Here is a 24,037-nt window from a genome sequence, read left to right as displayed (position 1 = left end):
CGCCGCCGGCCACGCTCCCCGCCCGCCCCGAACACCTCGACGACGGAACCCGCTGCCTTCCCGCCCGCTCTCGCCTGCGGCTGCGCGTGTGTCGCCGTCACATGCCTCTCCCGTGCCGTTTCGTCTTGCCCGGTACATTCTCCCACCAGGTAAGGACGAACACACGGGCCGGTTAGTTCGCGCCGGGGGCGGTGACTCGCCGTGGTGTCTTCGGTCTGCGTGCGTCTTCAGCTGTCTTCGGCCGGTCTGCGCGGGTGCTCAGCTCGCATGCCGGACGGAGACCCCGCCGTTGTCGCTGTGGGCCTTCACGACGTGCGTGCTGCCATCACTGCGGGGCACGTCCACGGAGACGTGCCCGTTGGCGGCGGACGCGGACACGGCGTACCGGGTCTTGCCGGCCGGGAGGTCGATGGTGATGCGCCCGTTGTCGCTGACGGTGTCCACGAGATCCGGCACCTTGCTGAGGCCGAGCTTCACGGACCCGTTGTCCGACCGGGCCACGACGGACCCGGACGAGATCCGCTCGGCCAGGACGGACCCGTTGTCGCTCTTCAGCTCCAGGGGTCCGCTGACGTCCCGTACGACGACCCCGCCGTTGTCGGAGTAGAGCTTGAGCGCCGTGGTGAACTTGGAGGCGGTGACCTTGCCGTTGCCGGCATCCACGGTGAGCGCGAGCCCCCGGGGCACCTTCACCTCGTGCCGGGCCTCGCAGTTGCTGATCATGGCCTTGCACTTCACCCGGAGCGTGAGGGTGTCCCCCTCCAGCTTCCACACGGGGTCCGGCCCGGATCCGAGCATGACCCAGCCGTCGACCTGCCGGGTCACCTCGACCTTGTCCACATCGGCGGGGACGACCTCCACGGTGGAGTTCTCCGCATCGATGGTGAGCGCCTTCCCCCCGTACGCGAACGACTTGTGCTCGACAGGCGCGTCCTCCACATCCGTGCTCCCGCACCCACTGAGCGCCCCGACGAGCAGAACGGTGCCCCCGATGGCCACGAGAACGCTGCGATTACGGATGGTCATGGTGATAGGTCCCCCTGGGCCGGCGCTGCGTTGTGCCTCTTGCGATGCCCCTACGGTATGCAGCGCCCGCCGCCCCGACGATCCGGTCGGCTACCGTCTTGGGGGTGGGGGTAGCCCCCGTACGCATGCCCCGGGTCGGCCCGGCCTTACGATCGGCTTCGGCCTGGCCTAGGATCCGGCCTCCGGCCTGACTTACGATCCGGCCTCCGGCCTGACTTACGATCCGGCTCGGCCCGGCTTCGGCCCCTGGATAACCGATTGTCGACATGTGCCGTGAGGCATGTAACCTGTTGCTTCATCCACGGGTGCGTAGCTCAGGGGTAGAGCGCTGCTCTTACAAAGCAGATGTCGGCGGTTCGAAACCGTCCGCGCCCACCAGTGTGAAGGCCCCCCGCCGGTCATGGCGGGGGGCCTTCGACATCTGCCTCTGACATCAACGGGCGGATCGGCACCGGAGATCCGGACCCGGACCGGGTTGCCCACTGGCCTCATGGAGGATGAGGGGGGTGGGGAACCACGGCCTGCAACATAGTCCCGAGGTGGCTCCCGGGGACCTTTGTGCCCACCCCCCTTGACCGCGGACCTCTAAGGTTCTCTGACCGGTCTCCATCCACCAGGCAACCTAGCAAGTGGCACTGACAACGGTCCGGGGCCGGTAGGAGTGACGGTCCCTCGCCGTCGTGCAGCGACGAAGCGCGGCAACCTCGGATGGCCTTCAAGGCACGATCGGCTCGCCATGCGTTCCGTGGCTCGAAGGATCGCCGTCGCACCTGACGTTCCGTCTCTCAGGAACCGCTCCGACCTCCCAGGACGACGGCATCGAGAGCTTCGGCGACCCCTGGGGCGTGGTCGGGGTACCTGACCCGGATGTACCAGTTCCCCGCAGCGACGATGGTCTGGTTGTAGGGAGCCGCGAGCCTGCCGGCGATGGAGTCGCCGATGTCGTCGCGGCTGAACCTGGCGGGGTCGAGCACGTGGATCTCGTTCTCGACACTCGCTCCCTCGATGTCGGCGACGCAGTCGAGCCCCGAGCCGAAGTTGGCCCGTGCACGGGGGAGAAGTCTGCAATCCAGGCCGCGTTTCTCGAAGCACTCGACGCGATCGACCCGCGCATCTCGAAGCCCGGCAAGGACGACCAGTCCGTGAGCCGCGGCCTCGATCAGTGCGGCTCGATCAAGACGACCAAGGACAGGGCGAAGCTGATCGAGCTGACCCTTGACAGGTTCACCATCGCGACGCGCCTGCCCGACATCAACAACACGGACACGGGAGGCAGAATCCTGGACGCCGTGCACAAGAATCTCTGCCCCGACTTCTGACCGGCCCGCGCAAGCCCGGCGCGTCATCACTGCCTCGGGAGCGACGACGGCTCACCCTTCACAGCCCCAGTCGGTAAGGTCCCCGTGTGACGAGCAAGCCTGAGCCGACGATTCCCGAGATCACCCGCACCGACTGTGCGCGGTGCGGCACCGAGGTGCACGGTCTCGCCGGGCGGTACGCCTGTGCGCTCTGCGGGTGGGTCAACCACTACTCGGAGGGCCACGAGGAACTGCCCGGTCTTGACGAGGATCCCGATCACGGGCGGGGTTAGAAGCTCTCCTCGCCCTTCCTCGTCGCCCGGCGGGCGGCCGGGCCCCGTCTCCGAATAGTCGGGTGCCCCCGCCCCGCCCCCACCTCTAACCTGGCCGCCATGGGTGACGTGCGTGAAGGACCGGCGGCTGCTGTCGATCTCCGGGGCGAACGCCCCCCTCCCGTCACCGGGTCCCCGCTGCGTCTGCCCGCCTTCCGGCGCTTCCTGCTCGCCCACCTGGTCTCGGCGGCCGGGTCGGCGATGGCCCCCGTGGCGCTGGCCTTCGCGGTGATCGGGCAGGGCGGTGGAGCGCGGTCGCTCGGGATCGTGCTCACCGCCAACACCGTGCCGACCCTGGTCTTCCTCCTCGTCGGCGGGGTGCTGGCGGACCGGGTCTCGCGCAGCCGCCTCCTCTTCCTCGGGAACCTCGGGGCGGGGGCCGCGCAGGCGGTCGTCGCCGTGCTCGTCGCGACGGGGGCGGCGACCACCTTCGCGATCAGCGTGTGCGCCTGCGCCTCCGGGGTGGCCGCCGCCTTCACCACGCCGGCGGCCCAGGGGATCGTGTCCCGGCTCGTGCCCATGGAGCAGCTTCAGCAGGCCAATGCGCTGGTCCGGGTGCCCCGGAACGCCGTCAAGGTCATCGGGCCCGTCGTCGGCGGGTTCGTCGTCGCGTTGACCGGGCCGGCCTGGGCGCTCGGGTGGGACGCGGTCACGTTCGTCGTCGCCGCGCTCCTGCTGGTCGGGCTGCGGCTCGCGGGCTCCGCTGCCCCCGGTGGCCCCGGCGGGGGGCTGCTGGCCGAACTGAGGGTCGGGTGGGCCGGGTTCCGGTCCCGGGCCTGGCTGTGGAGCTACACGCTCTCCGGTACCGCCGTCGTGGCCGCCTGGCTGGCCGGGTACCAGCTGCTCGGGCCGCTGGTGGCCGACCGCAGTTACTCGGGCGCCGGTTCCTGGGGGCTGGTGCAGGGGGCCTTCGCCGCCGGGCTGCTGGCGGGGACGTTCGTCTGTCTGCTGTGGAAGCCGCAGCGCCTCATCCTGGTCTGCGTCGTCACCAGCTCGGCGCTCTTCCTGCCGCTGGCCGCCATGGGTCTGGGGCTGCCGCTGCTCTGGGTGCTGGCGGCCGCCGTGATGGCGGGGGCGGGGACGGACGTGGCGATCGTGACCTGGTCGACGGCCATGCAACAGCAGGTGCCGGACGAAGAGTTGGGACGGCTCAACGCCTTCAACTCCCTGGGGGAGCAGGTCGCCATCCCAGTCGGGTACCTCGTGGTGGGGGTCGCCTCCGCGTACTGGAGCAGCCGGACTGTCCTGCTGGTGTGCGCGGCCGTCATCCTCTTCGCCGGGCTCGCCAACGCCTGCGTACGCGATGTGCACCGGATCAGGAGGGTGTGAGGGTCCGAGGCCGACAATAGGCGGGGTAATAGACAGGTGGTTTATATATGTCGGTCACCGACCTATAGTTGCCGAGTGATGTCCCGCCCCCGGGCCCGCTTTGTGCTGCGGCTGCCCCGGGGCATCGCCCTGCAGCGGAGATGGAGTCAGGCATGGCCTCCAAGAAGAACCTCGTCGCCAACCGCGAGTCCCTTGCCCACAAGGTGCGGTACGCCGCGAGCCGGCCGGACCGCATCGCGCCGTATCTGAAGCGGGCCGCCCGGGACCGCTGGCTGGCCTTCAAGCACCCCGACCACGTGAACTACTACCGGGCCGTGATGGCCTCGGACACCCGCCGCAACCCCGAGGCCGCCGTGGGCAGCCAGACACATGAGCGCTGGCTGGCGCTCGGGCAGATGCAGTTCGACTACCTGGTCGGGCACGGGCTCACCCCCGGCGCCCGCATGCTCGACATCGGCTGCGGCAACCTGCGCGCGGGCTGGCGTTTCATCGACTACCTGGAGGCCGGGCACTACTACGGCATCGACATCTCGCCCGACATCCTGATCGCCGCCAAGCGGACGCTGGCCACTCAGGGCCTCCAGGCCAAGGTTCCGCACCTGACGATCACCAAGGACCTGACGCTGGACTTCCTGCCGGAGGCGTACTTCGACGTCGTCCACGCCCACAGCGTGTTCTCGCACTCGCCCATCGGGATCATCGACGAGTGCCTGGCCCACGTCGGCCGCATCCTCGCCCCCGGCGGGCACTTCGACTTCACCTTCGACCGCACCACCGGCGCCGAACACCAGGTGCTGCGCGAGGACTTCTACTACCGGACCGAGACCCTGATCGACCTCGCCGCCCGGCACGGGCTGCACGCGCGCTTCATGGACGACTGGGAGAAGCTGGGGCACGGCCAGTCGAAGATACGCGTCAGCGCCGGGTGAACGCGGCCCCCTTACGCCTCAGTCGGGCCGCGCCGTCCCCGAGTCCCGGCCGCGCAGCCGCCACAGGCGCAGGGCCACCGCTCCCGCCGCCAGTACGGCCAGGGCCGGGGCGAGGGTGTCCTGGTCCACCACCCCGGCCGCGTACCCCATCGCGACGAACGGCGCCCCGGCCAGCGCGTACTGGCCGTTCGTGCGCAGGCCGGCCAGGGCCGGGCGTCCCGCCAGGAGCAGGGCGGCGGCCAGCGGTGCGCCCAGGCGCCAGAGGACGGCCGAGAGGTGGCTGTCCACATCGGTCAGGGCCAGCGCGGACACGGCGAGCGGGGTCCACAGCAGCAACGCCGCCCGGCCCGCCGTGCTCCGGAAGCGGCCGGACGGGCGCAGGTCCGGCGGGCAGGCCAGTGGCAGGGCGGCCACCGCGACCGGGGCCAGGAGGTACGGGGCGAAGGGCAGCGGGGGCAGCAGCCCGGCCGACAGCGGGACCGCGACCAACGCGACCGCCAGGGCCAGCGCCCCCGCGAACGCGCACCGCGCCCCCGCCGCGAAATGTCCACCCAGCGCCAGGACGGCCCCGGTCAGCGTCACCAGGTCGCAGCCGATCATGACGTAGCTCAGCGGGACCAGGAAGTCCGGGTTCCCGCTCAGCCGCCAGTCGCTGATCATCGAGACCAGCCCGAAGGCGGCGTACGCGGCGGTGGCCGCCAGGGCGAAGGGGGCGGCGGCCGCGAAGAGGCGCCCGCCGCGGTGCGCGGAGCCCAGGCGCAGCCGTAGCCGCAGGGCGTGCGCGGCGATGTCGCCCGCCTCGCGGAGCCGGGCGATCCGGCCCGCCCCCTCGGTCGCCTCCCGGTACGCCTCGGCGATCTCGTCCCCGAAGGCGCGGCGGAAACCGGCCGGGTACAGCCGCAGCAGCGGGGTGCTCATGCGGTGGCCGGCTTCCCGGCGACGCCCAGGCGCCGGGTGGCCTCGCGCGCGGTGGCCGCGATCCGCCGTGCCTCGGCGGCCAGGGTCGCGCGGCCGGCCGGGGTGAGCGTGTAGGTGCGGCGCAGCCTGCTGTCCACGACCTCCTCCGCGTGCACCTCGATCAGCCCCTCGTTCAGCAGCCGCTCCAGCGCCCCGTACAGGGTGCCGGTGCGCATCTTGACCCGGCCGTCCGAGATCGTCTCGACCTCGCGCGCGATGGCGTAGCCGTGCCGGGGCTCGTCCGCGAGGGCGGTCAGGAGGAGGAGGGTCGGTTCCTGCATCGCGCGTTCACTCATGCCCGTCATCGTAAGGCAGTCATGGGTCACTCACCGGCATATGCCGGTACGGTCTGGCCCGCCCGCAGGCGCGGGAAGTCCGGGTCCCGCCGAAGGGAGGCGGGGGAGGCGGGGTGGGCGGTGGCGCGGGGAGCGGGTTGCACGGGTGGCCCCTTGAGCTTCGGAGGACAACGTTCCGCCGCCACCGGGGCACGTGTGTGCGCCGGCGGTCGGGCGGGAAGGGCTCGCTGTGCCGCAGTCGGAGGCAGCACGCGATGACGGGTCGATCACGACCTACGGCGTCAGCGCGCGCTCGGGCTACCGGGCAACTTCCCCTCCTCGTGGCCGTCGGGTGAGGAGAGGTTAGCCCTTGGGCGGGGCGGGGAACAGCGGGTTTTCGGCGCCGTCCTGCGCGGCCTCCTCGCGTGCCAGGTCCCGGAAGCAGCCCCGTAGCCAGGCGTGTGCCGGGTCCGCGTCGTGGCGCGGGTGCCAGGCCATGCCGAAGGACAGCGGCGGCAGCCGGAAGGGGATCTCGAACGTCCGCAGGCCCAGGGTGTCCGTTACGGGGCGGGCGCGCCGGGAGGCTAGGCCGATCAGATCGCTGTTCAGCAGGATGAAGAGGGAGGAGGGGAAGGTGCCGACGCTTCCCACCACCCTTCTGCGCAGACCCAGTTCGGCGAGGGCGGTGTCGACCGGGCCCTCGGTCCGGCCGCGCCGCGAGACGGTCAGGTGGTCCGCGGCGGCGAACCGGGCCGGGGTGATCTCCCCGTCCAGGAGCGGGTGGCCCTGCCGCGCCACCCCCACCATCCGGTCGTCGTAGAGGTGTTCCCGGTGGACCTCCGGCGCACGCGTGTCGAGGACCCCCACCTCCAGGTCGGCGGCCCCCTCGCGCAGGAACGGGCCGTCCACATGGCTCTCCATCAGGAAGCGGAGCCGTACACCCGGCGCCTCCCGCGCGATCCTGGCGAACAGCGCGGGGCCGGACGTCGCCGCCAGGAGGTCCTGGGCGAGCACCGTGAAGGTCCGCGACAGGGCGCGCAGATCCACCTTGCCGCCCGACAGGAACAACCCGCGCGCCCGCTCCACGACCGCGCGCACCTCGCCGTGGATGGCCAGGGCGTGCGGCGTGGGCACCATCGTGCGCCCGGCGCGCACCAGCACCGGATCGCCGAGCGCCCTGCGGATGCGGCCCAGCGTGCGGCTCATCGCGGGCTCCGACAGATGCAGCCGGGCGGCGGCCCCCGAGACGCTGGATTCCTCCAGCAGGACGTCCAGGGCGACCAGAAGATTGAGGTCAAGGCCGGATTGCGTCACGCGCATACATCCCTTGTCGAAGATGCATTGGAAAGCAAGTCAAGCCCACTCTACGGTGGACAGCACACCCCTCAACCACGGCTCCCAGGAGGAGCGTTGTCCCCGTATGCCCAGAAAGCCCCCGAGGCCCCCGGCACGCCGGGCCTCTCCCGCGCCGCGCTGTACGTGCTCTGCGCCTGTGTGCTCGTCGCCCAGGGCATGGTCGCGGCCATCAACCTGCTCATCCCCCAGCTCGCCGCGTCCTCCCTGCACCCCTCCTCCAGCGAACTGCTGTGGGCGGTCGACGCGTACGTCATCGTCTTCGCCGGTCTGCTGATCCCGGCGGGCGCGCTCGGTGACCGCTACGGACGCAAGGGCGCCCTGCTCGCCGGGCTCGGACTCTTCGCCGCGGGCGCCGCCACCAGCGCGCTCGCCGCCACCCCCGCCGTGCTCATCGCCGGACGCGGGGTGTGCGGGGCCGGGGCCGCGCTCATCATGCCCGCGACCATGTCCCTCCTCGTCAGCCTCAGCCCGCCCGCCCGCAGGACACAGGCGCTGGCCAGCTGGACGCTGGCCGCCGGGCTCGGCGGGCTCGCGGGCAACGTCGCAGGCGGCCTCGCCGGACAGTTCCTGACCTGGCGAGCCCTGTTCTGGGCGATGGGGCCGCTCGCCGCGCTGCTCGCCCTCGCCGTCGCCCGCCTCACGCCCCGCAGCCCGGAGCGGTCGAAGTCCGCGCCCGACCCGGTCGGATCGCTGCTGCTGACCGCCGCCCTGACCGCCCTGGTGTACGGCATCATCGAGGGCCCGCCGCGCGGCTGGGGCTCGGCGCACGTCCTGACCGCCTTCGGCCTCGGAGCCGTACTGCTCACCGCATTTGTCGTCCACGGGCTGCGCGCGGCCAAACCGCTGCTCGACCCCCGGATCTTCGCCTCGCCCGTTCTGCGGGCCGGGACACTGGGCATCGCCACGGGCTTCTTCGGCCTCTTCGCGCTGTTCTACGTCAACTCCCAGTACCTCCAGTACGTCAAGGGCTTCCCGGTCGGCCTCGCCGGGGTGGCGATCGTCCCGCTCACCGTCGGGATGGCCGTCATGCCGAAGGCCGGGGCGCGCTGGCAGGACCGTCACGGCATGCGGCCGGTGGCGGGCGGCGGGCTCGCCCTCATCGGCGCCGGGCTGCTCCTCGTGTCGACCGCCGACGCGGGCACGCCGTACGCCCTGTACGCCGTGTACCTCCTCGTCATCTCCGCCGGTACGGGACTGTGCGCGCCGGCGCTGACCGCGGCCGTCCTGGTCGGACTGCCCACGCACCGGAGCGGGCTCGGCTCGGGGCTCAACACGGCGGCCCGCGAGATCGGGGCGGCGCTCGGTGTCGCCGTCGTCGGCACCGTGCTGGCCTCCGGGTCCGGTACGGACCACGCCTCGGCCGCCGACGCCGCCGCGTTCACCTCGGCGATGTCGGACGGGCTGCGGGTCGTCGCGGTGGCGGTCCTCGTCGCCACGGTCTTCGTCGTGCTCGGCGCCTCCGGACGCCCGCGCACCGCCCCGGCCCCGGCCGGTGACGGGACCGGTGACGGAGCCGGTGACGGCGCTGGCGACGAGGCCGGGACGCCGGGTTCGCCCGCGGGTGAACGGGAGACGGTGTGAGCGGCCCGGAGAAGGGTTCCGTGCGCGCCGGCGGGGTACGGAAGCGCCTCCTCGGCCTCATCGCGCTCCGGGGCACGGTCACCGAGGCGGAACCCGTCGCCGCCCGGATGCGCCGGAATCCGGATCAGCGGAAGCGACCTGGCCGGCCCCGCCGTGCTGCCCGGCCGGCAGGTCAGGGTCCATGTGGACGGCGGGCTCACCACCCGCCGCACCTACTCCCTGCGCCACTACGACCCGGCCGGCAGCCTCGACCTGTGCGTGTACGGCCCCGGGGACGGCCCGGGGGCGGCCTGGGGGCGGTCCGTGCGCGTCGGGGACGAGGTGCGGTTCGGGAAGCCGGAGGGCGGCTTCGTGCTGCGCCCCGGGGCGGGGCGGCGGGTCCGCGCGGGGCTCCGGTGTTCACCCGTACGGGTGTGCTCGCGTAGCCGTGCCCGGGCGGGCGTCGCAGGGTCGGTCCCACGTGCACTTCCACCGGTCCAGGAGTCCTCATGGCACAGACCGAGCCCCCGCCGGGCACCCCTTCCTCGCCGCAGCCGCCTTCCGGGTCCGGCTCCGGTCCCGGTCCGGGTTCCGGGGACATGAACCCCTGGGCGGCCGGCGGGATCATGTTCGCCGGTGTGCTGCTGATGGTCGACGGGGTGCTCGGGGCGATCAAGGGCATCGCCGGAATCGCCTCGGACGACGTGTACGCGCGGATCGACGACTACGTCTTCAACATGCTCTAGCAAGGAATCCCGGCCCTTTAGGGCTCGGGAGTTGCTTCCTCGGCCCGGAGGCGCGGAGCGCCGGATTTCGCTGCGCCTGCGGCTGTGACGGTCAGCCTGGCCGCTTCTGGTTCTCGATGTACTCCTTGACCACGGCGAGCGGTGCGCCGCCTGCGGAGGCAGCGAAGTAGGACGGCGACCAGAAGTGTTCGCCCCACAGGCACGTGCGGATGTGGTCGGCGTGCTCCTTGCGCAGGTAGTGCGCGGAGACGCCCTTGAGGGAGCCGACCAGGGCGGAGAGCTTGACCTGCGGCGGGTAGTGGACCAGGAGATGAACGTGGTCGCGTTCGCCGTTGAACTCGCGCAGCTCGGCGTTGGCCTTGGCGCACACCTCCCGCATGATCTCCTCGCACCTGGTCAGGATCTCGTCGGTGAAGACACTGCGCCGGTACTTCGGTACGAAGACCAGATGCGCGTGGAGGGTATGGACGACGCTGCGGCCCCTGCGGATGTCCGGGTTTGATTCCCATCTCGGTGACATAGACACGATGCTACGGTGATCCGTATGAAGGTCGTGGTGCAGGTCAAGCTCATGCCGTCGCCCGAGGTGGCGTCGGCGCTTGAGGCGACCTGGCGCACGGCGAACGATGCGGCGAACTGGCTTTCCGGTGAGGGGCACCGGCGGGGCGAGACCTCGCGTAAGGCGTTGCAGGGCTTCGCCTACTACGACCTCAAGACGTGGGGCCTGTCGGCTCAGCCCGCGCTGCACGTGCTGCGGAAGGTCGCCGATGCCTACACCACCCTGCGGGCGAACATCCGGGCGGGAAACCTTGGCAAGCCGGGCTCGAAGCGCCGGGCCAAGGCCGAGTCGAAGCCGATCACGTTCCGGCCCGATGCCGCGCAGCCGTACGACGACCGGTGTCTGTCCTGGAAGGTGGACGAGCAGACCGTGTCCATCTGGACCACGGTCGGGCGCGTGCGCGGGGTGCGGTTCGCCTGTTCCGGGCCGGCCCGCAAGCTCCTGGCCGAGCACCGCAAGGGCGAATCCGATCTCGTGCACCGCGACGGCGTGTGGTTCCTGATCGCCACGTGCGAGGTCCCCGAGGCCGAGCAGTACGAGCCGACAGACTTCCTCGGCGTGGACCTCGGCATCGTCAACATTGCCACCACATCCGACGGGAAGATCCACGCCGGACGTGAGCTGAACCGCTACCGCAAGCGTCAGCTTGCCCTGCGGGCCAAGCTCCAGAAGAAGGGCACCAAGTCCGCCAAGCGGCTCCTCAAGCGGCAGCGCCGCAAGGAGCGGCGCAAGGCGACCGAGGCCAACCACATCATCGCCAAGCGCATCGTGACCGAGGCTGAACGCACCGGACGCGGAATCGGCATGGAAGACCTTGCCGGTATCCGCCAACGGGTACGGCTCCGCAAGCCCCAACGGGTCGCGCTGCACTCCTGGGCCTTCGCCCAGCTCGAACAGTTCGTGGAGTACAAGGCGCGCCGCGCCGGAGTGCCCGTCCTGTTCGTCGATCCCGCCTACACCTCCCGCACGTGCGCGGAGTGCGGGCACACAGACAAGCTGAACCGTGTCTCTCAGGGACGGTTCGCATGCCGGTCGTGCGGATTCGTTGATCACGCCGACCGCAATGGCTCCCGCAACGTCCGCGCGCGAGCGCTGGAGTTGTGGCGAAGCGGGGCGGAGTCACGCGCCCCTGGGCCCGCTTAGGGTGCTGGACGGAGGAGCTCACCCGGCAGCCAGTCGGGCTCTACCTCCAAGCCTGGCCCTTCAGGGCCGGGTAGTTGACGTTCGACGCCACCACCTGGGGATGGATTCACCTCGTCCTCGGCGTCGTCCTCGCCGTCGTCGGCTGGGGCATCCTCCGGGGCTCGGCCTGGGCGCGCGGGGCCGGTGTGGGGCTGGCGGCGCTCAACATGATCGCCAACTTCATGTGGCTGCCCTACCAGCCGGTCTGGGCGGTCGTCTCCCTCGCCATCGACACCTTCGTGATCTGGGCGCTGTGCACGGGGCGCTCCAAGCCGGTCGTCTGACCGGGCGGCCGTGTGCTGTTGTCAGTGGTGGGGGTCACACTGGAGACATGTGCCGCAGTATCAAGACGCTCCGACCGCCCGCCCTCCCCGAAGAGGCCACCGAGGAGGACATCCGCGCCGCCGCCCTGCAGTTCGTCCGCAAGGTGTCGGGCTTCCGCGCCCCGGCCGCGCACAACAGGGAAGTCTTCGACCGTGCCGTGGACGAGATCGCCGAGGCGACCGCCCGGCTGCTGGACGGCCTGGAGATACGCGGTGGTGTCAGGACGTAGAGACCGAGGCGGCGGCTGCCGCGGCGGCCGGGCGCCGCATGAGGAGCGCGGCGAAGGAGCCCGCGACGAACAGGGCGAGGACCGAGATCGCCGTGCCCAGCCAGCTCGCGCCCAGCCACTGCGCGCCGAAGTAGCCGAGGCCCACGCTGTAGCCGGCCCAGGCCAGCCCGGCGACGGCCGACCACGGCAGGAATTCCTTCACCTTGCGGTGCGAGGCGCCCGCGCCCAGCGAGACGACCGAGCGCCCGGCCGGGGCGAAGCGCGCGATGACGACGAGGATGCCGCCGCCCCGGCTCAGGGCGGCGCCGAGACGTTCCTGCGCGGAGGTGAGGCGACGGGAGCGGGCGATGGCGCGGTCCAGCCGCTCGCCGCCGTGCCGGGCCAGCCGGTAAGCGGCCAGGTCGCCGAGCACCGACGCGGTGGCCGCGCACAGGAGGAGGGCCAGGAGGGAGGGCACCTCGGTGACCTGGCGGGCGGCGCCCGCCGCGTCGGCGGCCACACCGGTGGTGCCCGCGGCCGCGGCCGTGGCGGCCGTGATTACCAGCACGCCGCTGGGCAGCACGGGGAGGAAGACGTCCAGCAGCACCGAGAGGGCGACCACAGCGTAGATCCATGGGCTGCCGGTCAGCGCACCCACACTCTCCAGCACCTTCTACTCCCCGATCGTTAACAACGCCGCGACGTCGCAGGGGAGCGGCAGGAGCGGCAGGGTCAGCTGTACAGCGTACGCCTGCCGTTCACCTGGAGATCCATATATATGCGTGATGTTCGGCACCCCGGTCGAGCGGCGCTCGAACACGTACCGCCGGGGAGCGGTTTTCCCGGCGGTACGCGTGGGGTTCGGCGGGCCCGGTCGGCAGCGGGCCCGGGGGAGGGGGAGTGGGTCAGACGGCGACCGGGGAGCTCTGTTCCGTCGTGTGGTCCTGATCCAGCCGCTCGGGGGCGCGGGTGGAGAACAGCCGGTCCAGGGCGAAGGCTCCGGGACCGGTGAAGACGAGCAGCAGGAAGACCCAGCAGTAGACGGCGGACGGTTCACCGCCGTTCTGCAGGGGGAAGAGTCCCCCGGATTGATGAACGCTGAAATAGGCGTACGCCATGGAGCCGGAGGAGATCAGGGCGGCGACCCGGGTGCCCAGGCCCAGGGCCACGAGGACGCCGCCGATGAGCTGGATGACCGCCGCGTACCAGCCGGGCCAGGTTCCGGCGGGTATGGAGCCGCCGCCCCTGGCGCCGCCGAGCACGCCGAAGACCGAGGCGGCACCGTGGCACGCGAAGAGCAGGCCGACGACGATGCGGAAGAGCGCGAGGACATAGGGCTGGGCCCGATGCAGGTGTGTGGACATGGGGGGAGGGCTCCTTCGGTCTGGTGGGGACGTGAACCGACTGAGCGCAAAAGATTAGGTAGACCTCACCAATACTTGCAAGTTCAACGTTTTGTCGACTGGCTGAAATTCGACGGGCTGTCATGAGTCAGCGTGCGGACCAATACCGCCGCGAACTGGGCGCCTTCCTTCCCTGGCTTGGCCTGAACCAATGACGGCGCAGTTTTCCGGCCATGGGGGGTGGGTGCCGGGGGTTGACGCCCCCGACCATGGCACGCCTTTCTTTTCGCTGGAGTACCGGTGGAGTTCCGGCCCTCTCGGGGCCGTTGGGGGTCGCTGGGGGCCGCTGGGGGCCGGTCGGGCCCGTCGCCGGGTGGCCGGTTCGTGTGGCGCTTGTCATGGACAGTCGTAGTAGGCCGAAAACACGTCGGTGGCCCCGTCGGCCGGCCCGTCGTGCGGGCGCCGGCCGGTGGGGCCACCGGGCAGGGGTCGTGGACTGCCGCGGAGCGGATTCAGCAGCCGCTGAGCGCGGACTGGAGGGCCGACTTCTCGGCCGAGTCGACGGTCAGCTCGTAGTAGTGCTTCACGTGTATCCAGGCGCGCACATAGGTGCACTTGTACGCGGCGCGCGGCGGGAGCCAGGACGCCGGGTCCTTGTCGCCCTTGGCCTGGTTGACGTTGTCCGTGACCGCGATCAGCTGTGGGCGCGTCAAGTCGTTGGCGTACGACTGTCGTTGGGCGTTGGTCCAGCTGGAGGCGCCGGAGCGCCACGCCTCGGCGAGCGGGACCATGTGGTCGATGTCCAGATCGGATGCGGCGGTCCAGGTGGCCCCGTCGTACTCCGAGTGCCAACTGCCGCTCACCGCGGCGCAGCTGGAGTCCTGTGAGACGTTGGTGCCGTCCCGCTTCAGGACGACCTCGCGGGTGTTGCACGCTCCCGACTGGGTGATCCAGTGCGGGAACTTGTCCCTGCTGTAACCGCTGGACGAGCCCTCGGCCTTGACGGTGAGCTGGCTCAGATACGTGCGTGCGGTGGACGCGGCGATCGGGGTGGGCATGGCGGCCTGGGCGCTGGGGGCGGTGAGCAGGCCGGTGGTGGCCGCGAGGGCGGCGGATGCGGCGAGTACGGCTATGCGACGCGCGTAGACACCTGACATGCGAACTCCCTTGATGTGGGGGGAATGACGGGCCGTCCAGGGACGGCCCGGCCATCGTGGCGGCGCCGGGTTTCCGTGGGGTGGGCGCCAGGTAACAGAGTGGCGACATGGGCACGTCACATCAAGGGGTCTGACGCAGGGGCTCGCCGTACGGGGGGCGTGCGGGTCCGTGTGCGCGGGCGCAGAAAACTGAGGGTGCGCCAGTTCCCGGTCGGCGCAAGGCTTCCGGCCTGCGTGGGAGTGCATGCGTAAGGCCCCCACCCGGTGCGGGTGGGGGCCGTACGGCAGTTCGTGGTGCGGGTGTGCGGTGGGGCGTGAGCGGCCCCGGCGGGTGGTTACCGCGCGTCGAAGTGCAGGGTGATCGCGCCGTCCGCCGCCGCCTCCACCCGCAGGTGGCTCAGGTCCTTAACGTGCGCGTCGGGGGAGAGGGCCGCCGCGCGCGGGCCGACGCCCACGACGCGCATACCGGCCGCCCGGCCCGCCGCGATGCCCGCCTCGGAGTCCTCGAAGACGACGCAGTCCGCCGGGGCGAAGCCCAGTCCGGCGGCGCCCTTGAGGAAGCCCTCCGGGTCCGGCTTGCTGGCGCCGACGCTCTCGGCGGTGACGCGGAAGTCGGGCATCCGCAGCTCGGCCGCGTCCATCCGGACCGTCGCCAGCGCCAGGTCGGCCGAGGTGACCAGGGCGTGCGGGAGGGCGGCGATGGCGTCCATGAAGGCGGAGGCGCCGCCGACCGGGACCACGCCCTCGGTGTCGGCGGTCTCCTCGGCGAGCATCACCCGGTTGTCCGCGTAGTTCTGCTCCATCGGGCGCTCGGGCAGCAGGACCGCCATCGTGGCGTACCCCTGCCGGCCGTGGACGACCTTCAGCGCCTCCTCCGGGTTCAGTCCGTGCCGCAGCGCCCAGCGCCGCCAGCAGCGTTCCACGACGGCGTCGGAGTTCACCAGGGTCCCGTCCATGTCGAGCAGGAGTGCGCGGGCGGTGAGGGCGGTGGCCGGCATGGGCGGGCTCCAGAACGGGGGAAGCGAACGCCGCCGGGGAGCGGCGCGGGAAGAGATCAAGCGGCCCCCGCTCGCCGGTCAGGGTGTGCGCGCGGAGGCCACTTTGTTCCTCCACGATACAAAAACCGGCCGATGAAAGCGAATCACCCCGGCCCGGGAGCGCTCGGCTCCCCGTGCCGGGGTGACGCGGTGCAGGTCAGCGGCGTCCTCGTCCCGTCGTCATCGCTTCGAGGCGCTGCCGGGTCTTCGGCCCGTAGACCCCCTCCGGGTCGCCCTCGATGTTCCACCAGATCTGGAGGTCGCGTACGGCCTGCTCCGTCCGGTCCGCGTAGTCCGAGTCGACGGGACCGTTGTACACCCAGACCTCCCTGAGCCGGTTCTGCAGCTCCGCCACCTCCGGGCCGCGGTCGCCGCGCCGCAGGGTCGAGGAGTCGCCCGTCGAATCGGCGGGCGGGGCCACGCCCGCCGGCGGGCGGCTGCTCTCCGTCGCCGCGGGAGGCGAGGGGGCGCCCGCCCCGGACGCCGTCGCGGAGGCCGTGGCGGAGCGGGAAGCGGAGGCGGTCGCCGAGGGAGGCGCGGACGCCGGGGCGGAGGCGGAGGCGGTCGCCGTGGGGGAGGACGAGCGGGACGGCGGGGCGGAGGCGGAGGACGTCGTGGACGGCGCGGGCTCGACGCTCTCGTCGGGGAGGCTGGCCACGGTGGAGGGCAGGGCCTGGTCGAGGTCGATCTCGCCCTTGTCGTCCCCGTTGAACAGCCCGCCGATGAACGCCGCCGTGCCGACCACCGTGACCACGGCCGCCCCGGCGACCAGGGCGGCGAACGGCTTGCGGCGGCGCGGCGAGACGGGGTCCCGGCCGGTGAGGAGGAGCCCGGCCGGCGGACCGCCGGCCGGGTCCCGCGCGTCCGGTGCGGGGCCCGCCGGGTGGAGGAAGAGCGGCATCGTGGTGGCGGCGTCGCCCTCGGGGCCGGGCCCGTAGCCGTGCCGGCCGTCCGGCGCGGGAGGCGTGGGCGCCGCCGTGTCGCCGCCCAGGGTCACGTACGGGCGGATGCGCAGCGGGTCGAAGTCCTCCGCCGCGGCCATCTCCGCCGACCGGCCGGCGTGGTGCGCCTCGGCGATGCGCTGCTGTTCGGCGGCCCGCTCCCGGTCGGTGGCGTACCGCGGTGCGCGGCTCGCGCAGGCGCAGCCGGGACCGGTGCCCGGTCTGCTGTCCGTACCGCACTCCGGGCATACGTGTCCGGCCATGGTGGGTCCCCTCCCCTTGAACTGGTTGCGATTATGCAGCCCGCCGCTGAGAAGCCCAATCATGCGGCCTCTCGGCAGGCCATAACCGGACGGAACAGACAGGATGGGTGTGTAGCGGATCATCCGAGGAGATGTTTCATGGCCCAGCAGCTGAGCCCCACGGCCCAGGCCCCCGGCGCGGACCGCTCCACGCGGTCGGTCCTGGTGGCGATCGGCGCACTGCTTCTCGGCATGCTGCTCGCCGCGCTCGACCAGACCATCGTCTCCACCGCGCTGCCCACCATCGTCAGCGACCTCGGCGGACTCGAACACCTGTCGTGGGTGGTCACGGCCTATCTGCTGGCCTCCACCGCCGCGACCCCGCTCTGGGGCAAGCTCGGCGACCAGTACGGCCGCAAAAAGCTGTTCCAGGCCGCGATCGTCATCTTCCTGATCGGCTCCGCGCTCTGCGGCATCGCCCAGAACATGCCGCAGCTCATCGGCTTCCGCGCCCTCCAGGGGCTCGGCGGCGGCGGTCTGATCGTGCTGTCCATGGCGATCGTCGGCGACATCGTCCCGCCGCGCGAACGCGGCAAGTACCAGGGGCTCTTCGGGGCCGTGTTCGGCGCGACGAGCGTCCTCGGCCCGCTGCTCGGCGGCTTCTTCACCCAGCACCTCAGCTGGCGCTGGGTCTTCTACATCAACCTCCCCATCGGGGTCGTCGCCCTCGTCGTGATCGCCGCCGTGCTGCACATCCCGGTCCGCCGGACGAAGCACACCATCGACTACCTCGGCACCTTCCTCATCGCCTCGGTCGCCACCTGCCTGGTCCTCGTCGCCTCCCTCGGCGGCACCACCTGGCCCTGGGGCTCGGGCCAGATCATCGGCCTCGCGGTATTGGCCGTGCTGCTCCTGGTCGCCTTCGCGTACGTGGAGCGGCGGGCCGTCGAACCGGTCCTGCCGCTGAAGCTGTTCCGGATCAGGACCTTCACCCTCGTCGCGGTGATCAGCTTCGTCATCGGCTTCGCGATGTTCGGCGCGATGACCTATCTGCCGACCTTCCTCCAGGTGGTGCACGGCATCACCCCGACGATGTCCGGCGTCCACATGCTCCCCATGGTGTTCGGGCTGCTGCTCACCTCGACCGGTTCCGGGCAGATCGTCAGCCGGACGGGCCGCTGGAAGGTGTTCCCGATCGCCGGCACCGGCATCACCGCCATCGGCCTGCTGCTCCTGCACCGGCTCACGGTGTCCAGCGGCACCTGGGAGATGAGCGCCTACTTCTTCGTCTTCGGCGCCGGGCTCGGCCTGGTGATGCAGGTCCTCGTCCTGGTCGTGCAGAACGCCGTCTCGTACCAGGACCTCGGCGTGGCGACCTCGGGGGCGACGTTCTTCCGGTCCATCGGCGCCTCGTTCGGCGTAGCGATCTTCGGCACCATCTTCACCAACCGGCTCACCGACGAACTCGGTGCGGCGCTCGCCGGCCGGTCGCTGCCGCCCGGCGTCGACGCGAAGGGCCTGGCCGCCGACCCGCGCGCCCTCGGCCAGCTGCCGCCGGCCTTGCGGGGGCCCGTGCTCCAGGCGTACTCGACGTCGATCACCGACGTGTTCCTGTACGCGGCGCCCGTCGTCCTGGTCGCCTTCCTCTTCGCCTGGTTCCTCAAGGAGGACAAGCTGCGCGGTTCGGTGACGGCGCCCGACACGAGCGAGACCCTGGCACCCAACCCGGTCGAGCGGTCCTCGTACGACGAGTGCGCGCGGGCCCTGTCCGTCCTGGCCACCCGGGAGGGGCGGCGCGAGGTCTACGTCAAGATCACCGAGAAGGCGGGCTTCGACCTGCAGCCCGCCGCCAGCTGGATGCTGCTGCGCATCCGACGCCACGGCACCGTCGAGCCCGCCCGACTCGCCGAGGTGGCCCCCGTACCGCTGCGGGTGATCAACGAGGCGGCCCGGCAGCTGGAGGGGCGCGGCCTCGTCCGGCGGGTCGGGGTGCAGATGGTGCTGACCGACTCGGGCGCGGAGGCGGTGGTGAAGCTCGGGCAGGCCCGCGAGGACTCGCTGGCCGAGCTGCTGGGCGACTGGTGGGGGCCGGACCGGCCGACCGACCTGGTCGCGCTGGTCTCCGAGCTGTCGGCGGAGACGAGCGGTTCGAGCAGGGAGCGCCCGCACAGCCCGGAGCCGAAGCGCGACCACGCGGCCGGCCATCCGCACCGGGAGGAGTGACGGGGGTTACGCCGCCCGCAGCTCCTTCGCGAACCAGCGCTCGGCGTACGGGTCGCGGTGGTGGAAGGCCGGGACCTCGCGGTAGCCGTGCTTCGCGTACAGGCCGCGCGCCTCGACCAGGTCGTGACGGGTGTCCAGGCGCAGCCGGCTCAGGCCCAGCGCACGCGCCCGGGACTCGACCGCCGCGAGCAGCAGCGCGCCGCCGCCCGTGCCCCGGAACTCCGGGCGTACGAACACCCGGGTCAGCTCCGCGACCTCCGCGTCCACCAGGACGAGGCCCGCGCAGGCCGCCGCCCGGCCCGCGAAGCGGCCGACCACGAAGTCACCGGTCGGGTCCCCGAGCAGTTCGGCGCCGTCGTCGGTGAGCCCGTCTTCGATCTCGTCGGCCGTCGCGGGGCGCCCCCAGTAGCGGCTTGCCACCTCGTCGTAGTAGTCCCACCGCAGCCGGGCGGCATCGGCGGAGTCGAAGGGTTCGGGCGTCATGGTCCAGGTCATTGGGCCATTCTGACTACCGCACACGTGTGTGGACCAAGCGATTTCGAGGGGGTGGCGCGGTGGTACGGGAGAACGGGGCCTGGGCGGTCCAGCGGCTGGGCGAGCGGTGGATACGGGAGCCGGCCCGGCCCGGCGGGAGCTTCGTCTGCTCGCCCGCCGGGCTGTGGCTGGCCCTGGCGGCGCTCGCGGCAGGGGCGCGCGAGGAGACCGCCGACGAGCTGCGGGCCGTGCTCGGGGTGGCCGAGGGGGAGGCGGCCCGGGCCGCGACGGCCGCGGCGCGCGAGCTGGCGGCCACGGACGGGGTCGGGGTGGCGACGCGGGTGTGGACCCGGACGCCCGTGCACCCGGAGTGCCGGGAGGCGCTGCCCGGCATCCGCTTCGGGCCCATGGACCCCGACGCGATCGACGCCTGGGTGCGGGAGGCGACCGGCGGGCTCATCGAGCGGCTGCCGCCGGCCGTGGACGACGACATGCTGCTGGTGCTCGTCAACGTCCTGGCGCTCACGGCGCGCTGGGAGGAGGCGCGCCGACCCGCCCGGGAAGGCCGGCCAGGCAGTCTTGGGGGATGAAGCGGGATGACGGTCAGACGAAGAGCGGGTTGATTGGGCCTACCTCATAGCGCAATGCGAAGGTTGCACACATGCCGGACGAACTGGCCGGCGACAGACCTTGGGAGGGTCGGCGCAGGGTGGCGAATGCGGAGCGGAGCGGGAGCGGAAGCGCGACGGCGGGAGCGAGGACCGGACCGGCACGGGCGGTGCTCTGGCTGGTCGTCGCCGCGCTCGCCGTCCGGCAGATGGCGGTGGTGCTGCGGCAGCCGCCGGGCGAACGGCTCACCGATCTGGAGACGTGGATCGGCGAGAACGGTGTGCTCCATGTGACCGGCTCGCTCTACGACACCGACCGGTTCACCGGCACCCCCTTCGCCGGACTGGTCCTGAAGCCGCTGACCCGCACCGCCGAGCAGAGCCTCGGCGTCGCCTGGACCTTCGGCTCGCTGCTGCTCGTCGCCGCACTCGGTGTCGTCGCGGCCCGCGCCCTGCCGGGGCCCGTGGGACGGCGCACCGCCCTGTTCGCCGCGCCCGTCGCGATCAGCCTGCTCATGCTCTCGCTGCCGGTGCGCAACGCCCTCCACCTCGGCCAGGTCAGCATCCTGCCCGTCCTCCTCGTCCTCGGCGGCCTCTTCGCCGTCCGGGGCGAACACAAGGCCGGCGTCCTCATCGGGGTGGCCGCCGCCCTCCAGCCGACCGTGCTGCTGTTCGCCGCGCTGCTCTGGCTGACCGGCAGGCGCCGGGCGGCCCTGACCGGCGGCGCCGCGTTCGCCGCGTGCACGGCCCTGGCCTGGGCCGCGATGCCGCACGACTCGTGGACGTACTGGGTGCACCACGTCGCCGGGACCGGACTCGGCGACCAGGCGGACAGCCTCGCCAACCAGTCCCTGCACGGCGCGCTGCTGCGCCTCGGCCTTCAGGGGCCGCCGGAGATCGCGCTCTTCCTGGGGCTGGCCGCCACCGTCTGCTTCGTGGGCCTGCGCCGGGCCGTGCGGTACGCGCGCGACGGGCAGCTGCTGCTCGCCGTGGCCGTGACCGGCTGCGTGGCCGTCGCCGTGTCACCGACCGCCTGGCAGCACCAGCTGCTGTGGGTGCTGTTCGCCGTCGTGGGCCGGGCCGGCCGGCGGGCCTCCGACCGCATGGTGTGGCCGGCCGTCGTGGTCCTCGTGACCACCCTGCCGGGCACGATGCTGCTGCCGAACGTCGGTGCGGTGTTCCCGGTACGCGACAACGTGCTGCTGATCGCCGCGCTCGGGGCCGCCTGCGCCGCCCCGTTCCTGCCGCGCACCTCCCCGTACTGGCAGCGGCCCGTCCCCACCGGCTACGCGGTCCCCGTCCCGGCGCGCTGGAGCAGGGTGCCGCTGCTGCCGCTGTGGCGGCGCGTGCTCAGCCGGCCCAACCTGCTGCTGGAACTCCTGCTGATCCGGGTCGTCTACTCGGCGTACGCGCACGTCAGGCTGGCCGCGACGGCGGGACGGGCCACCGCCGAGCGGCACGGCCGGCAGATCCACTCGATCGAGCAGTGGCTGCACATCGACATCGAGCACCGGGTCAACCACGCGGTCGCCGGGGCCGGCCGGCTGCGGGACTTCTTCGACTACTACTACTCGACGTTCCACTTCATCGTGCCGCTGGCGATCCTCGCCGTGCTCTACGTACGCCGCCCCGCGGACTACCGCTGGGCGCGCAGCACCCTCGGCTTCGCCACGCTCCTGGCCCTGGTGGGTTTCTGGCTCTACCCGCTGGCCCCGCCGAGGCTGATGCCCGGGCTCGGCTTCATCGACACCGTCCACGGGGCCCAGGACTTCGCCAAGCCGGACTACGGGGCGCTGACGTCGATGACCAACCAGTACGCGGCGATGCCGTCGCTGCACTTCGGCTGGTCCCTGTGGTGCGGGGTGGTCATCGTGCTGCTCGCCCCGAAGGTGTGGATGAAGGTGCTCGGGGTGCTGCATCCGCTGTTCACGGTCTCCGCGATCGTCGCGACCGCCAATCACTGGGTGCTGGACGCGGTGGGCGGGGCGGCGGTCGTCGCGCTCGGCTTCCTCATCGCTTACGTGCTCGCCGGACCGCGCAGGCTCCGGGGAGCGGAAGCGGAAGCGGGAGCGGAACCGGAGGCACCGCGCGGGTTGCCGCCGAGGACGACCCCCCGGGTGCCCGGCCCGGCACCCGCCCCCGCCGCCGAGGCGGACGGCGAGGCGGTGGCGGGCAAGCCGTAGCCGTCGGCGTACGTGCGCGAACCCGGCGTACGCAGAGGACCGAAGGGGTGCGGGGAGACGTGCAGACGTCCCCGCACCCCGGCCAGGATCACCGGCGAGAGCACCAGCACCTGGAACGGGATGACCTGCGCGACGAACGAGGCGTCCCCGAGCGCCTGCACCGGTATGCGGACGGGGGTACGAGGATCATGTGCGTCTCAGCGGGCCGAGGTGCTCACCTGGAGCTGTTTGATGCCGTTGAGCCAGGCCGAGCGCAGCCGTCGCGGGTCGCCGGCCGGCCGCAGGCCGGGGAGCACGTCCGCGATGGCGTTGAAGATCAGGTCGATCTCCATCACGGCCAGGGACTTGCCCAGGCAGAAGTGCGGGCCGCCGCCGCCGAAGCCGAGGTGCGGGTTGGGGTCGCGGGTGATGTCGAAGTCCTCCGGGCGGTCGAAGACCTCGGGGTCGTTGTTGGCCGAGGAGTAGAACAGGCCGATCCGGTCGCCCTTCCTGATCCGCTGCCCGCCCAGTTCGGTGTCCTGGGTGGCGGTCCGCTGGAAGGAGACCACCGGGGTCGCCCAGCGGACGATCTCCTCGGCGGTGGTCGCCGGCCGCTCGCGCTTGTAGAGCTCCCACTGTCCGGGGTGGGTGAGGAAGGCGTGCATGCCGTGGCTGATGGCGTTGCGCGTGGTCTCGTTTCCGGCCACCGCGAGCAGGATCACGAAGAAGCCGAACTCGTCGGAGGAGAGGTTGCCCTCGCCCTCGGCGGCGACGAGCTGCGAGACGATGTCCTTGGCCGGGCACTCCTTGCGGGCCGCCGCGAGGTTCATCGCGTACGAGACGATCTCCATGGCGGCCTCGGTGCCGACCTCCTCGGTGATCGCGTACTCCGGATCGTCGTACGCGGCCATCTTGTTGGACCAGTCGAAGATCTTGGCCCGGTCCTCCTGCGGTACGCCGATCAGCTCCGCGATGGCCTGGAGGGGCAGTTCCACGGCGATGTTGGTGACGAAGTCGAACGAGCCGTCCTCGCCGGCCGCGGCGAGCGCCGTCTCCACGATCGAGCGCGCCCGGCTCCGCAGCGCCTGCTCCAGGGACCGTACGGCGCGCGGGGTGAAGCCGCGCTGGACGATCTGGCGGACCCGGGTGTGCTCGGGCGGGTCCATGTTCAGCATGATCAGCTTCTGGACGTCGATCTGGTCGCTGCTGATCGACTCGTTGAAGCGGATGACCGCGGTGTTGAGGTGTGAGGAGAACAACTCGGGGTGCGTCGAGACGTGCTTGACGTCCGCGTGCCGGGTGACGGCCCAGTAGCCGTCGTCCTGGAAGCCGGAGATGCCGGTGGGCTGGGCGCACCACCAGACCGGTGCGGTCTCCCGCATCCGGGTGAACTCCGGGTGCGGGATGCGGGATTGGAGCAGGTCGGGATCGGTGAAGTCGAACCCTTCGGGCAGATGGGGGCAGGGCATCGGCAGCTCCAGGTCGAAGACTCCGGGTCGGTCCGCGAGCCGCCGCACGGCGTCTGACGACCCCACAGCTGACGACCCATCAGAAGATGCCCGCAAGGTAGTAACGAGTTCTACAACTCACAAGGGGTGCGGCCCGATCTGTTGCGCGCCGGGCCTGTGCGGCTGGCCGATTCCTGTCGGTTGTGGGGCATCTTGTGCCGCCGCCGTGGGTGCACGACCCTTGCGTACCGGGGGTAAGCCTCATAAGACTGCTTGCAGAACTAGAACGCGTACTAGTTCCTTCCGTGGGGCGCCGGGACG

Annotated in this window: 23 protein-coding genes, 1 tRNA gene and 2 pseudogenes; 14 read left to right on the top strand and 12 right to left on the bottom strand. The window is 71.8% G+C overall.

Annotation, left to right across the window (positions count from 1 at the left end; all coding sequences use genetic code 11):
- Positions 1-258: 258 nt before the first annotated feature.
- The gene (locus tag E6R18_RS11360) at positions 259-1,026 is read right to left on the bottom strand and encodes a DUF4097 family beta strand repeat-containing protein (protein ID WP_136316755.1); all 768 of its coding nucleotides are present in this window, start codon (positions 1,024-1,026) and stop codon (positions 259-261) included.
- Between the two features lie 303 nt (positions 1,027-1,329).
- Between E6R18_RS11360 and E6R18_RS11355 the strand changes: the two genes are divergently transcribed.
- The 5 genes from E6R18_RS11355 (at position 1,330) to E6R18_RS11335 (ending at position 4,914) form a co-directional block, all read left to right on the top strand.
- A tRNA-Val gene (locus tag E6R18_RS11355) sits at positions 1,330-1,404 on the top strand.
- A gap of 302 nt (positions 1,405-1,706) precedes the next feature.
- Positions 1,707-2,345 (top strand): hypothetical protein, encoded by a 639-nt coding sequence (locus E6R18_RS34000; RefSeq protein WP_168712324.1) that lies wholly within the window; start codon positions 1,707-1,709, stop codon positions 2,343-2,345.
- Between the two features lie 86 nt (positions 2,346-2,431).
- Positions 2,432-2,617 (top strand): hypothetical protein, encoded by a 186-nt coding sequence (locus E6R18_RS11345; RefSeq protein WP_026250501.1) that lies wholly within the window; start codon positions 2,432-2,434, stop codon positions 2,615-2,617.
- A 177-nt stretch (positions 2,618-2,794) separates the two neighbouring features.
- Positions 2,795-3,985 carry an MFS transporter gene (locus E6R18_RS11340; RefSeq protein WP_240799694.1) on the top strand — a complete coding sequence of 397 codons (1,191 nt, stop codon included), beginning with the start codon at positions 2,795-2,797 and terminating at the stop codon, positions 3,983-3,985.
- A 152-nt stretch (positions 3,986-4,137) separates the two neighbouring features.
- Complete coding sequence (locus E6R18_RS11335) at positions 4,138-4,914, top strand: class I SAM-dependent methyltransferase (RefSeq protein ID WP_136316754.1); 777 nt, start codon at positions 4,138-4,140, stop codon at positions 4,912-4,914.
- Positions 4,915-4,932: 18 nt separating this feature from the next.
- On the opposite strand, the gene E6R18_RS11330 is transcribed toward E6R18_RS11335, so the two are convergent.
- From E6R18_RS11330 to E6R18_RS11320, 3 genes are all read right to left on the bottom strand, one after another.
- Complete coding sequence (locus tag E6R18_RS11330; RefSeq protein ID WP_136316753.1) at positions 4,933-5,832, bottom strand: hypothetical protein; 900 nt, start codon at positions 5,830-5,832, stop codon at positions 4,933-4,935.
- On the bottom strand, positions 5,829-6,167 hold the full coding sequence (locus tag E6R18_RS11325; protein WP_136316752.1) for a PadR family transcriptional regulator: 339 nt from the start codon (positions 6,165-6,167) through the stop codon (positions 5,829-5,831). Before E6R18_RS11325 ends, E6R18_RS11330 begins: the two co-directional genes overlap by 4 nt.
- A gap of 342 nt (positions 6,168-6,509) precedes the next feature.
- On the bottom strand, positions 6,510-7,466 hold the full coding sequence (locus E6R18_RS11320; protein ID WP_136316751.1) for a LysR family transcriptional regulator: 957 nt from the start codon (positions 7,464-7,466) through the stop codon (positions 6,510-6,512).
- 90 nt (positions 7,467-7,556) lie between these two features.
- On the opposite strand from E6R18_RS11320, the gene E6R18_RS11315 reads away from it, so the two are divergent.
- From E6R18_RS11315 to E6R18_RS33995, 3 genes are all read left to right on the top strand, one after another.
- Positions 7,557-9,083 carry an MFS transporter gene (locus E6R18_RS11315; RefSeq protein WP_136316750.1) on the top strand — a complete coding sequence of 509 codons (1,527 nt, stop codon included), beginning with the start codon at positions 7,557-7,559 and terminating at the stop codon, positions 9,081-9,083.
- A gap of 153 nt (positions 9,084-9,236) precedes the next feature.
- Positions 9,237-9,665 (top strand): siderophore-interacting protein, encoded by a 429-nt coding sequence (locus E6R18_RS34800; RefSeq protein ID WP_346764982.1) that lies wholly within the window; start codon positions 9,237-9,239, stop codon positions 9,663-9,665.
- Complete coding sequence (locus E6R18_RS33995) at positions 9,572-9,808, top strand: hypothetical protein (RefSeq protein ID WP_168712322.1); 237 nt, start codon at positions 9,572-9,574, stop codon at positions 9,806-9,808. Before E6R18_RS34800 ends, E6R18_RS33995 begins: the two co-directional genes overlap by 94 nt.
- A gap of 91 nt (positions 9,809-9,899) precedes the next feature.
- Here E6R18_RS33995 and tnpA read toward each other — a convergent pair whose 3' ends face one another.
- Positions 9,900-10,328: an IS200/IS605 family transposase gene (gene tnpA / locus E6R18_RS11305; protein ID WP_136316749.1), complete on the bottom strand. Its 429-nt coding sequence runs from the start codon at positions 10,326-10,328 to the stop codon at positions 9,900-9,902.
- Positions 10,329-10,352: 24 nt separating this feature from the next.
- Between tnpA and E6R18_RS11300 the strand changes: the two genes are divergently transcribed.
- The 3 genes and pseudogenes from E6R18_RS11300 to E6R18_RS11290 all read left to right on the top strand — a co-directional run bounded on the left by E6R18_RS11300 (position 10,353) and on the right by E6R18_RS11290 (position 12,102).
- Entirely contained in the window at positions 10,353-11,510 is a 1,158-nt protein-coding gene (locus tag E6R18_RS11300) for an RNA-guided endonuclease TnpB family protein (protein ID WP_136316826.1), read from the top strand.
- Between the two features lie 89 nt (positions 11,511-11,599).
- Positions 11,600-11,833: pseudogene (locus E6R18_RS11295) on the top strand (hypothetical protein); the annotation flags it as partial.
- Positions 11,834-11,880: 47 nt separating this feature from the next.
- Entirely contained in the window at positions 11,881-12,102 is a 222-nt protein-coding gene (locus E6R18_RS11290; RefSeq protein ID WP_136316748.1) for a DUF2277 domain-containing protein, read from the top strand.
- Here E6R18_RS11290 and E6R18_RS11285 read toward each other — a convergent pair.
- The 5 genes from E6R18_RS11285 to E6R18_RS11265 all read right to left on the bottom strand — a co-directional run bounded on the left by E6R18_RS11285 (position 12,092) and on the right by E6R18_RS11265 (position 16,822).
- The gene (locus E6R18_RS11285; RefSeq protein ID WP_136316747.1) at positions 12,092-12,751 is read right to left on the bottom strand and encodes a VTT domain-containing protein; all 660 of its coding nucleotides are present in this window, start codon (positions 12,749-12,751) and stop codon (positions 12,092-12,094) included. The genes E6R18_RS11290 and E6R18_RS11285 overlap by 11 nt on opposite strands.
- A gap of 235 nt (positions 12,752-12,986) precedes the next feature.
- A complete protein-coding gene (locus tag E6R18_RS11280; protein ID WP_136316746.1) occupies positions 12,987-13,445 on the bottom strand; it encodes a DoxX family protein in 459 nt (152 codons plus the stop codon).
- Positions 13,446-13,936: 491 nt separating this feature from the next.
- Positions 13,937-14,581 (bottom strand): HNH endonuclease family protein, encoded by a 645-nt coding sequence (locus tag E6R18_RS11275; protein WP_136316745.1) that lies wholly within the window; start codon positions 14,579-14,581, stop codon positions 13,937-13,939.
- A gap of 335 nt (positions 14,582-14,916) precedes the next feature.
- Positions 14,917-15,579 (bottom strand): HAD-IA family hydrolase, encoded by a 663-nt coding sequence (locus E6R18_RS11270; protein ID WP_136316744.1) that lies wholly within the window; start codon positions 15,577-15,579, stop codon positions 14,917-14,919.
- Positions 15,580-15,775: 196 nt separating this feature from the next.
- Positions 15,776-16,822, bottom strand: a complete 1,047-nt coding sequence (locus E6R18_RS11265; protein ID WP_136316743.1) for a peptidoglycan-binding domain-containing protein — start codon at positions 16,820-16,822, stop codon at positions 15,776-15,778.
- A gap of 138 nt (positions 16,823-16,960) precedes the next feature.
- Here E6R18_RS11265 and E6R18_RS11260 point away from each other — a divergent pair, with 138 nt between their 5' ends.
- On the top strand, positions 16,961-19,024 hold the full coding sequence (locus E6R18_RS11260) for an MDR family MFS transporter (RefSeq protein ID WP_136316742.1): 2,064 nt from the start codon (positions 16,961-16,963) through the stop codon (positions 19,022-19,024).
- Positions 19,025-19,030: 6 nt separating this feature from the next.
- Here the strand turns inward: E6R18_RS11260 and E6R18_RS11255 are convergent, their stop codons facing one another.
- Positions 19,031-19,519 (bottom strand): GNAT family N-acetyltransferase, encoded by a 489-nt coding sequence (locus E6R18_RS11255; RefSeq protein ID WP_136316741.1) that lies wholly within the window; start codon positions 19,517-19,519, stop codon positions 19,031-19,033.
- 95 nt (positions 19,520-19,614) lie between these two features.
- Between E6R18_RS11255 and E6R18_RS11250 the strand changes: the two are divergent.
- Both E6R18_RS11250 and E6R18_RS11245 read left to right on the top strand, forming a co-directional pair.
- Positions 19,615-20,037: pseudogene (locus E6R18_RS11250) on the top strand (serpin family protein); the annotation flags it as partial.
- Between the two features lie 239 nt (positions 20,038-20,276).
- Positions 20,277-22,289: a bifunctional glycosyltransferase 87/phosphatase PAP2 family protein gene (locus E6R18_RS11245; protein ID WP_136316825.1), complete on the top strand. Its 2,013-nt coding sequence runs from the start codon at positions 20,277-20,279 to the stop codon at positions 22,287-22,289.
- Positions 22,290-22,486: 197 nt separating this feature from the next.
- On the opposite strand, the gene E6R18_RS11240 is transcribed toward E6R18_RS11245, so the two are convergent.
- Positions 22,487-23,737 carry a cytochrome P450 gene (locus E6R18_RS11240; protein ID WP_136316824.1) on the bottom strand — a complete coding sequence of 417 codons (1,251 nt, stop codon included), beginning with the start codon at positions 23,735-23,737 and terminating at the stop codon, positions 22,487-22,489.
- Between the last annotated feature and the right edge of the window lie 300 nt (positions 23,738-24,037).

Origin of the sequence: Streptomyces sp. A1277, assembly GCF_004795015.1 — a bacterium.
Lineage (GTDB): Bacteria > Actinomycetota > Actinomycetes > Streptomycetales > Streptomycetaceae > Streptomyces.
Note: the sequence above shows the minus strand (reverse complement) of the source record. Positions and strands in the feature narration are given on the sequence as shown.

What these genes read in the sequence shown, in the direction of transcription:
- E6R18_RS11275 (WP_136316745.1), bottom strand. Translation starts at nt 14,581, where the DNA reads ATGTCAGGTGTCTACGCGCGTCGCATAGCCGTACTCGCCGCATCCGCC.
- E6R18_RS11320 (WP_136316751.1), bottom strand. Translation starts at nt 7,466, where the DNA reads ATGCGCGTGACGCAATCCGGCCTTGACCTCAATCTTCTGGTCGCCCTG.
- E6R18_RS11280 (WP_136316746.1), bottom strand. Translation starts at nt 13,445, where the DNA reads ATGTCCACACACCTGCATCGGGCCCAGCCCTATGTCCTCGCGCTCTTC.
- E6R18_RS11240 (WP_136316824.1), bottom strand. Translation starts at nt 23,737, where the DNA reads ATGCCCTGCCCCCATCTGCCCGAAGGGTTCGACTTCACCGATCCCGAC.
- E6R18_RS11335 (WP_136316754.1), top strand. Translation starts at nt 4,138, where the DNA reads ATGGCCTCCAAGAAGAACCTCGTCGCCAACCGCGAGTCCCTTGCCCAC.
- E6R18_RS11360 (WP_136316755.1), bottom strand. Translation starts at nt 1,026, where the DNA reads ATGACCATCCGTAATCGCAGCGTTCTCGTGGCCATCGGGGGCACCGTT.
- E6R18_RS11330 (WP_136316753.1), bottom strand. Translation starts at nt 5,832, where the DNA reads ATGAGCACCCCGCTGCTGCGGCTGTACCCGGCCGGTTTCCGCCGCGCC.
- E6R18_RS11260 (WP_136316742.1), top strand. Translation starts at nt 16,961, where the DNA reads ATGGCCCAGCAGCTGAGCCCCACGGCCCAGGCCCCCGGCGCGGACCGC.
- E6R18_RS11325 (WP_136316752.1), bottom strand. Translation starts at nt 6,167, where the DNA reads ATGAGTGAACGCGCGATGCAGGAACCGACCCTCCTCCTCCTGACCGCC.
- E6R18_RS11265 (WP_136316743.1), bottom strand. Translation starts at nt 16,822, where the DNA reads ATGGCCGGACACGTATGCCCGGAGTGCGGTACGGACAGCAGACCGGGC.
- E6R18_RS11290 (WP_136316748.1), top strand. Translation starts at nt 11,881, where the DNA reads ATGTGCCGCAGTATCAAGACGCTCCGACCGCCCGCCCTCCCCGAAGAG.
- tnpA (WP_136316749.1), bottom strand. Translation starts at nt 10,328, where the DNA reads ATGTCACCGAGATGGGAATCAAACCCGGACATCCGCAGGGGCCGCAGC.
- E6R18_RS33995 (WP_168712322.1), top strand. Translation starts at nt 9,572, where the DNA reads ATGGCACAGACCGAGCCCCCGCCGGGCACCCCTTCCTCGCCGCAGCCG.
- E6R18_RS11255 (WP_136316741.1), bottom strand. Translation starts at nt 19,519, where the DNA reads ATGACCTGGACCATGACGCCCGAACCCTTCGACTCCGCCGATGCCGCC.
- E6R18_RS11300 (WP_136316826.1), top strand. Translation starts at nt 10,353, where the DNA reads ATGAAGGTCGTGGTGCAGGTCAAGCTCATGCCGTCGCCCGAGGTGGCG.
- E6R18_RS11270 (WP_136316744.1), bottom strand. Translation starts at nt 15,579, where the DNA reads ATGCCGGCCACCGCCCTCACCGCCCGCGCACTCCTGCTCGACATGGAC.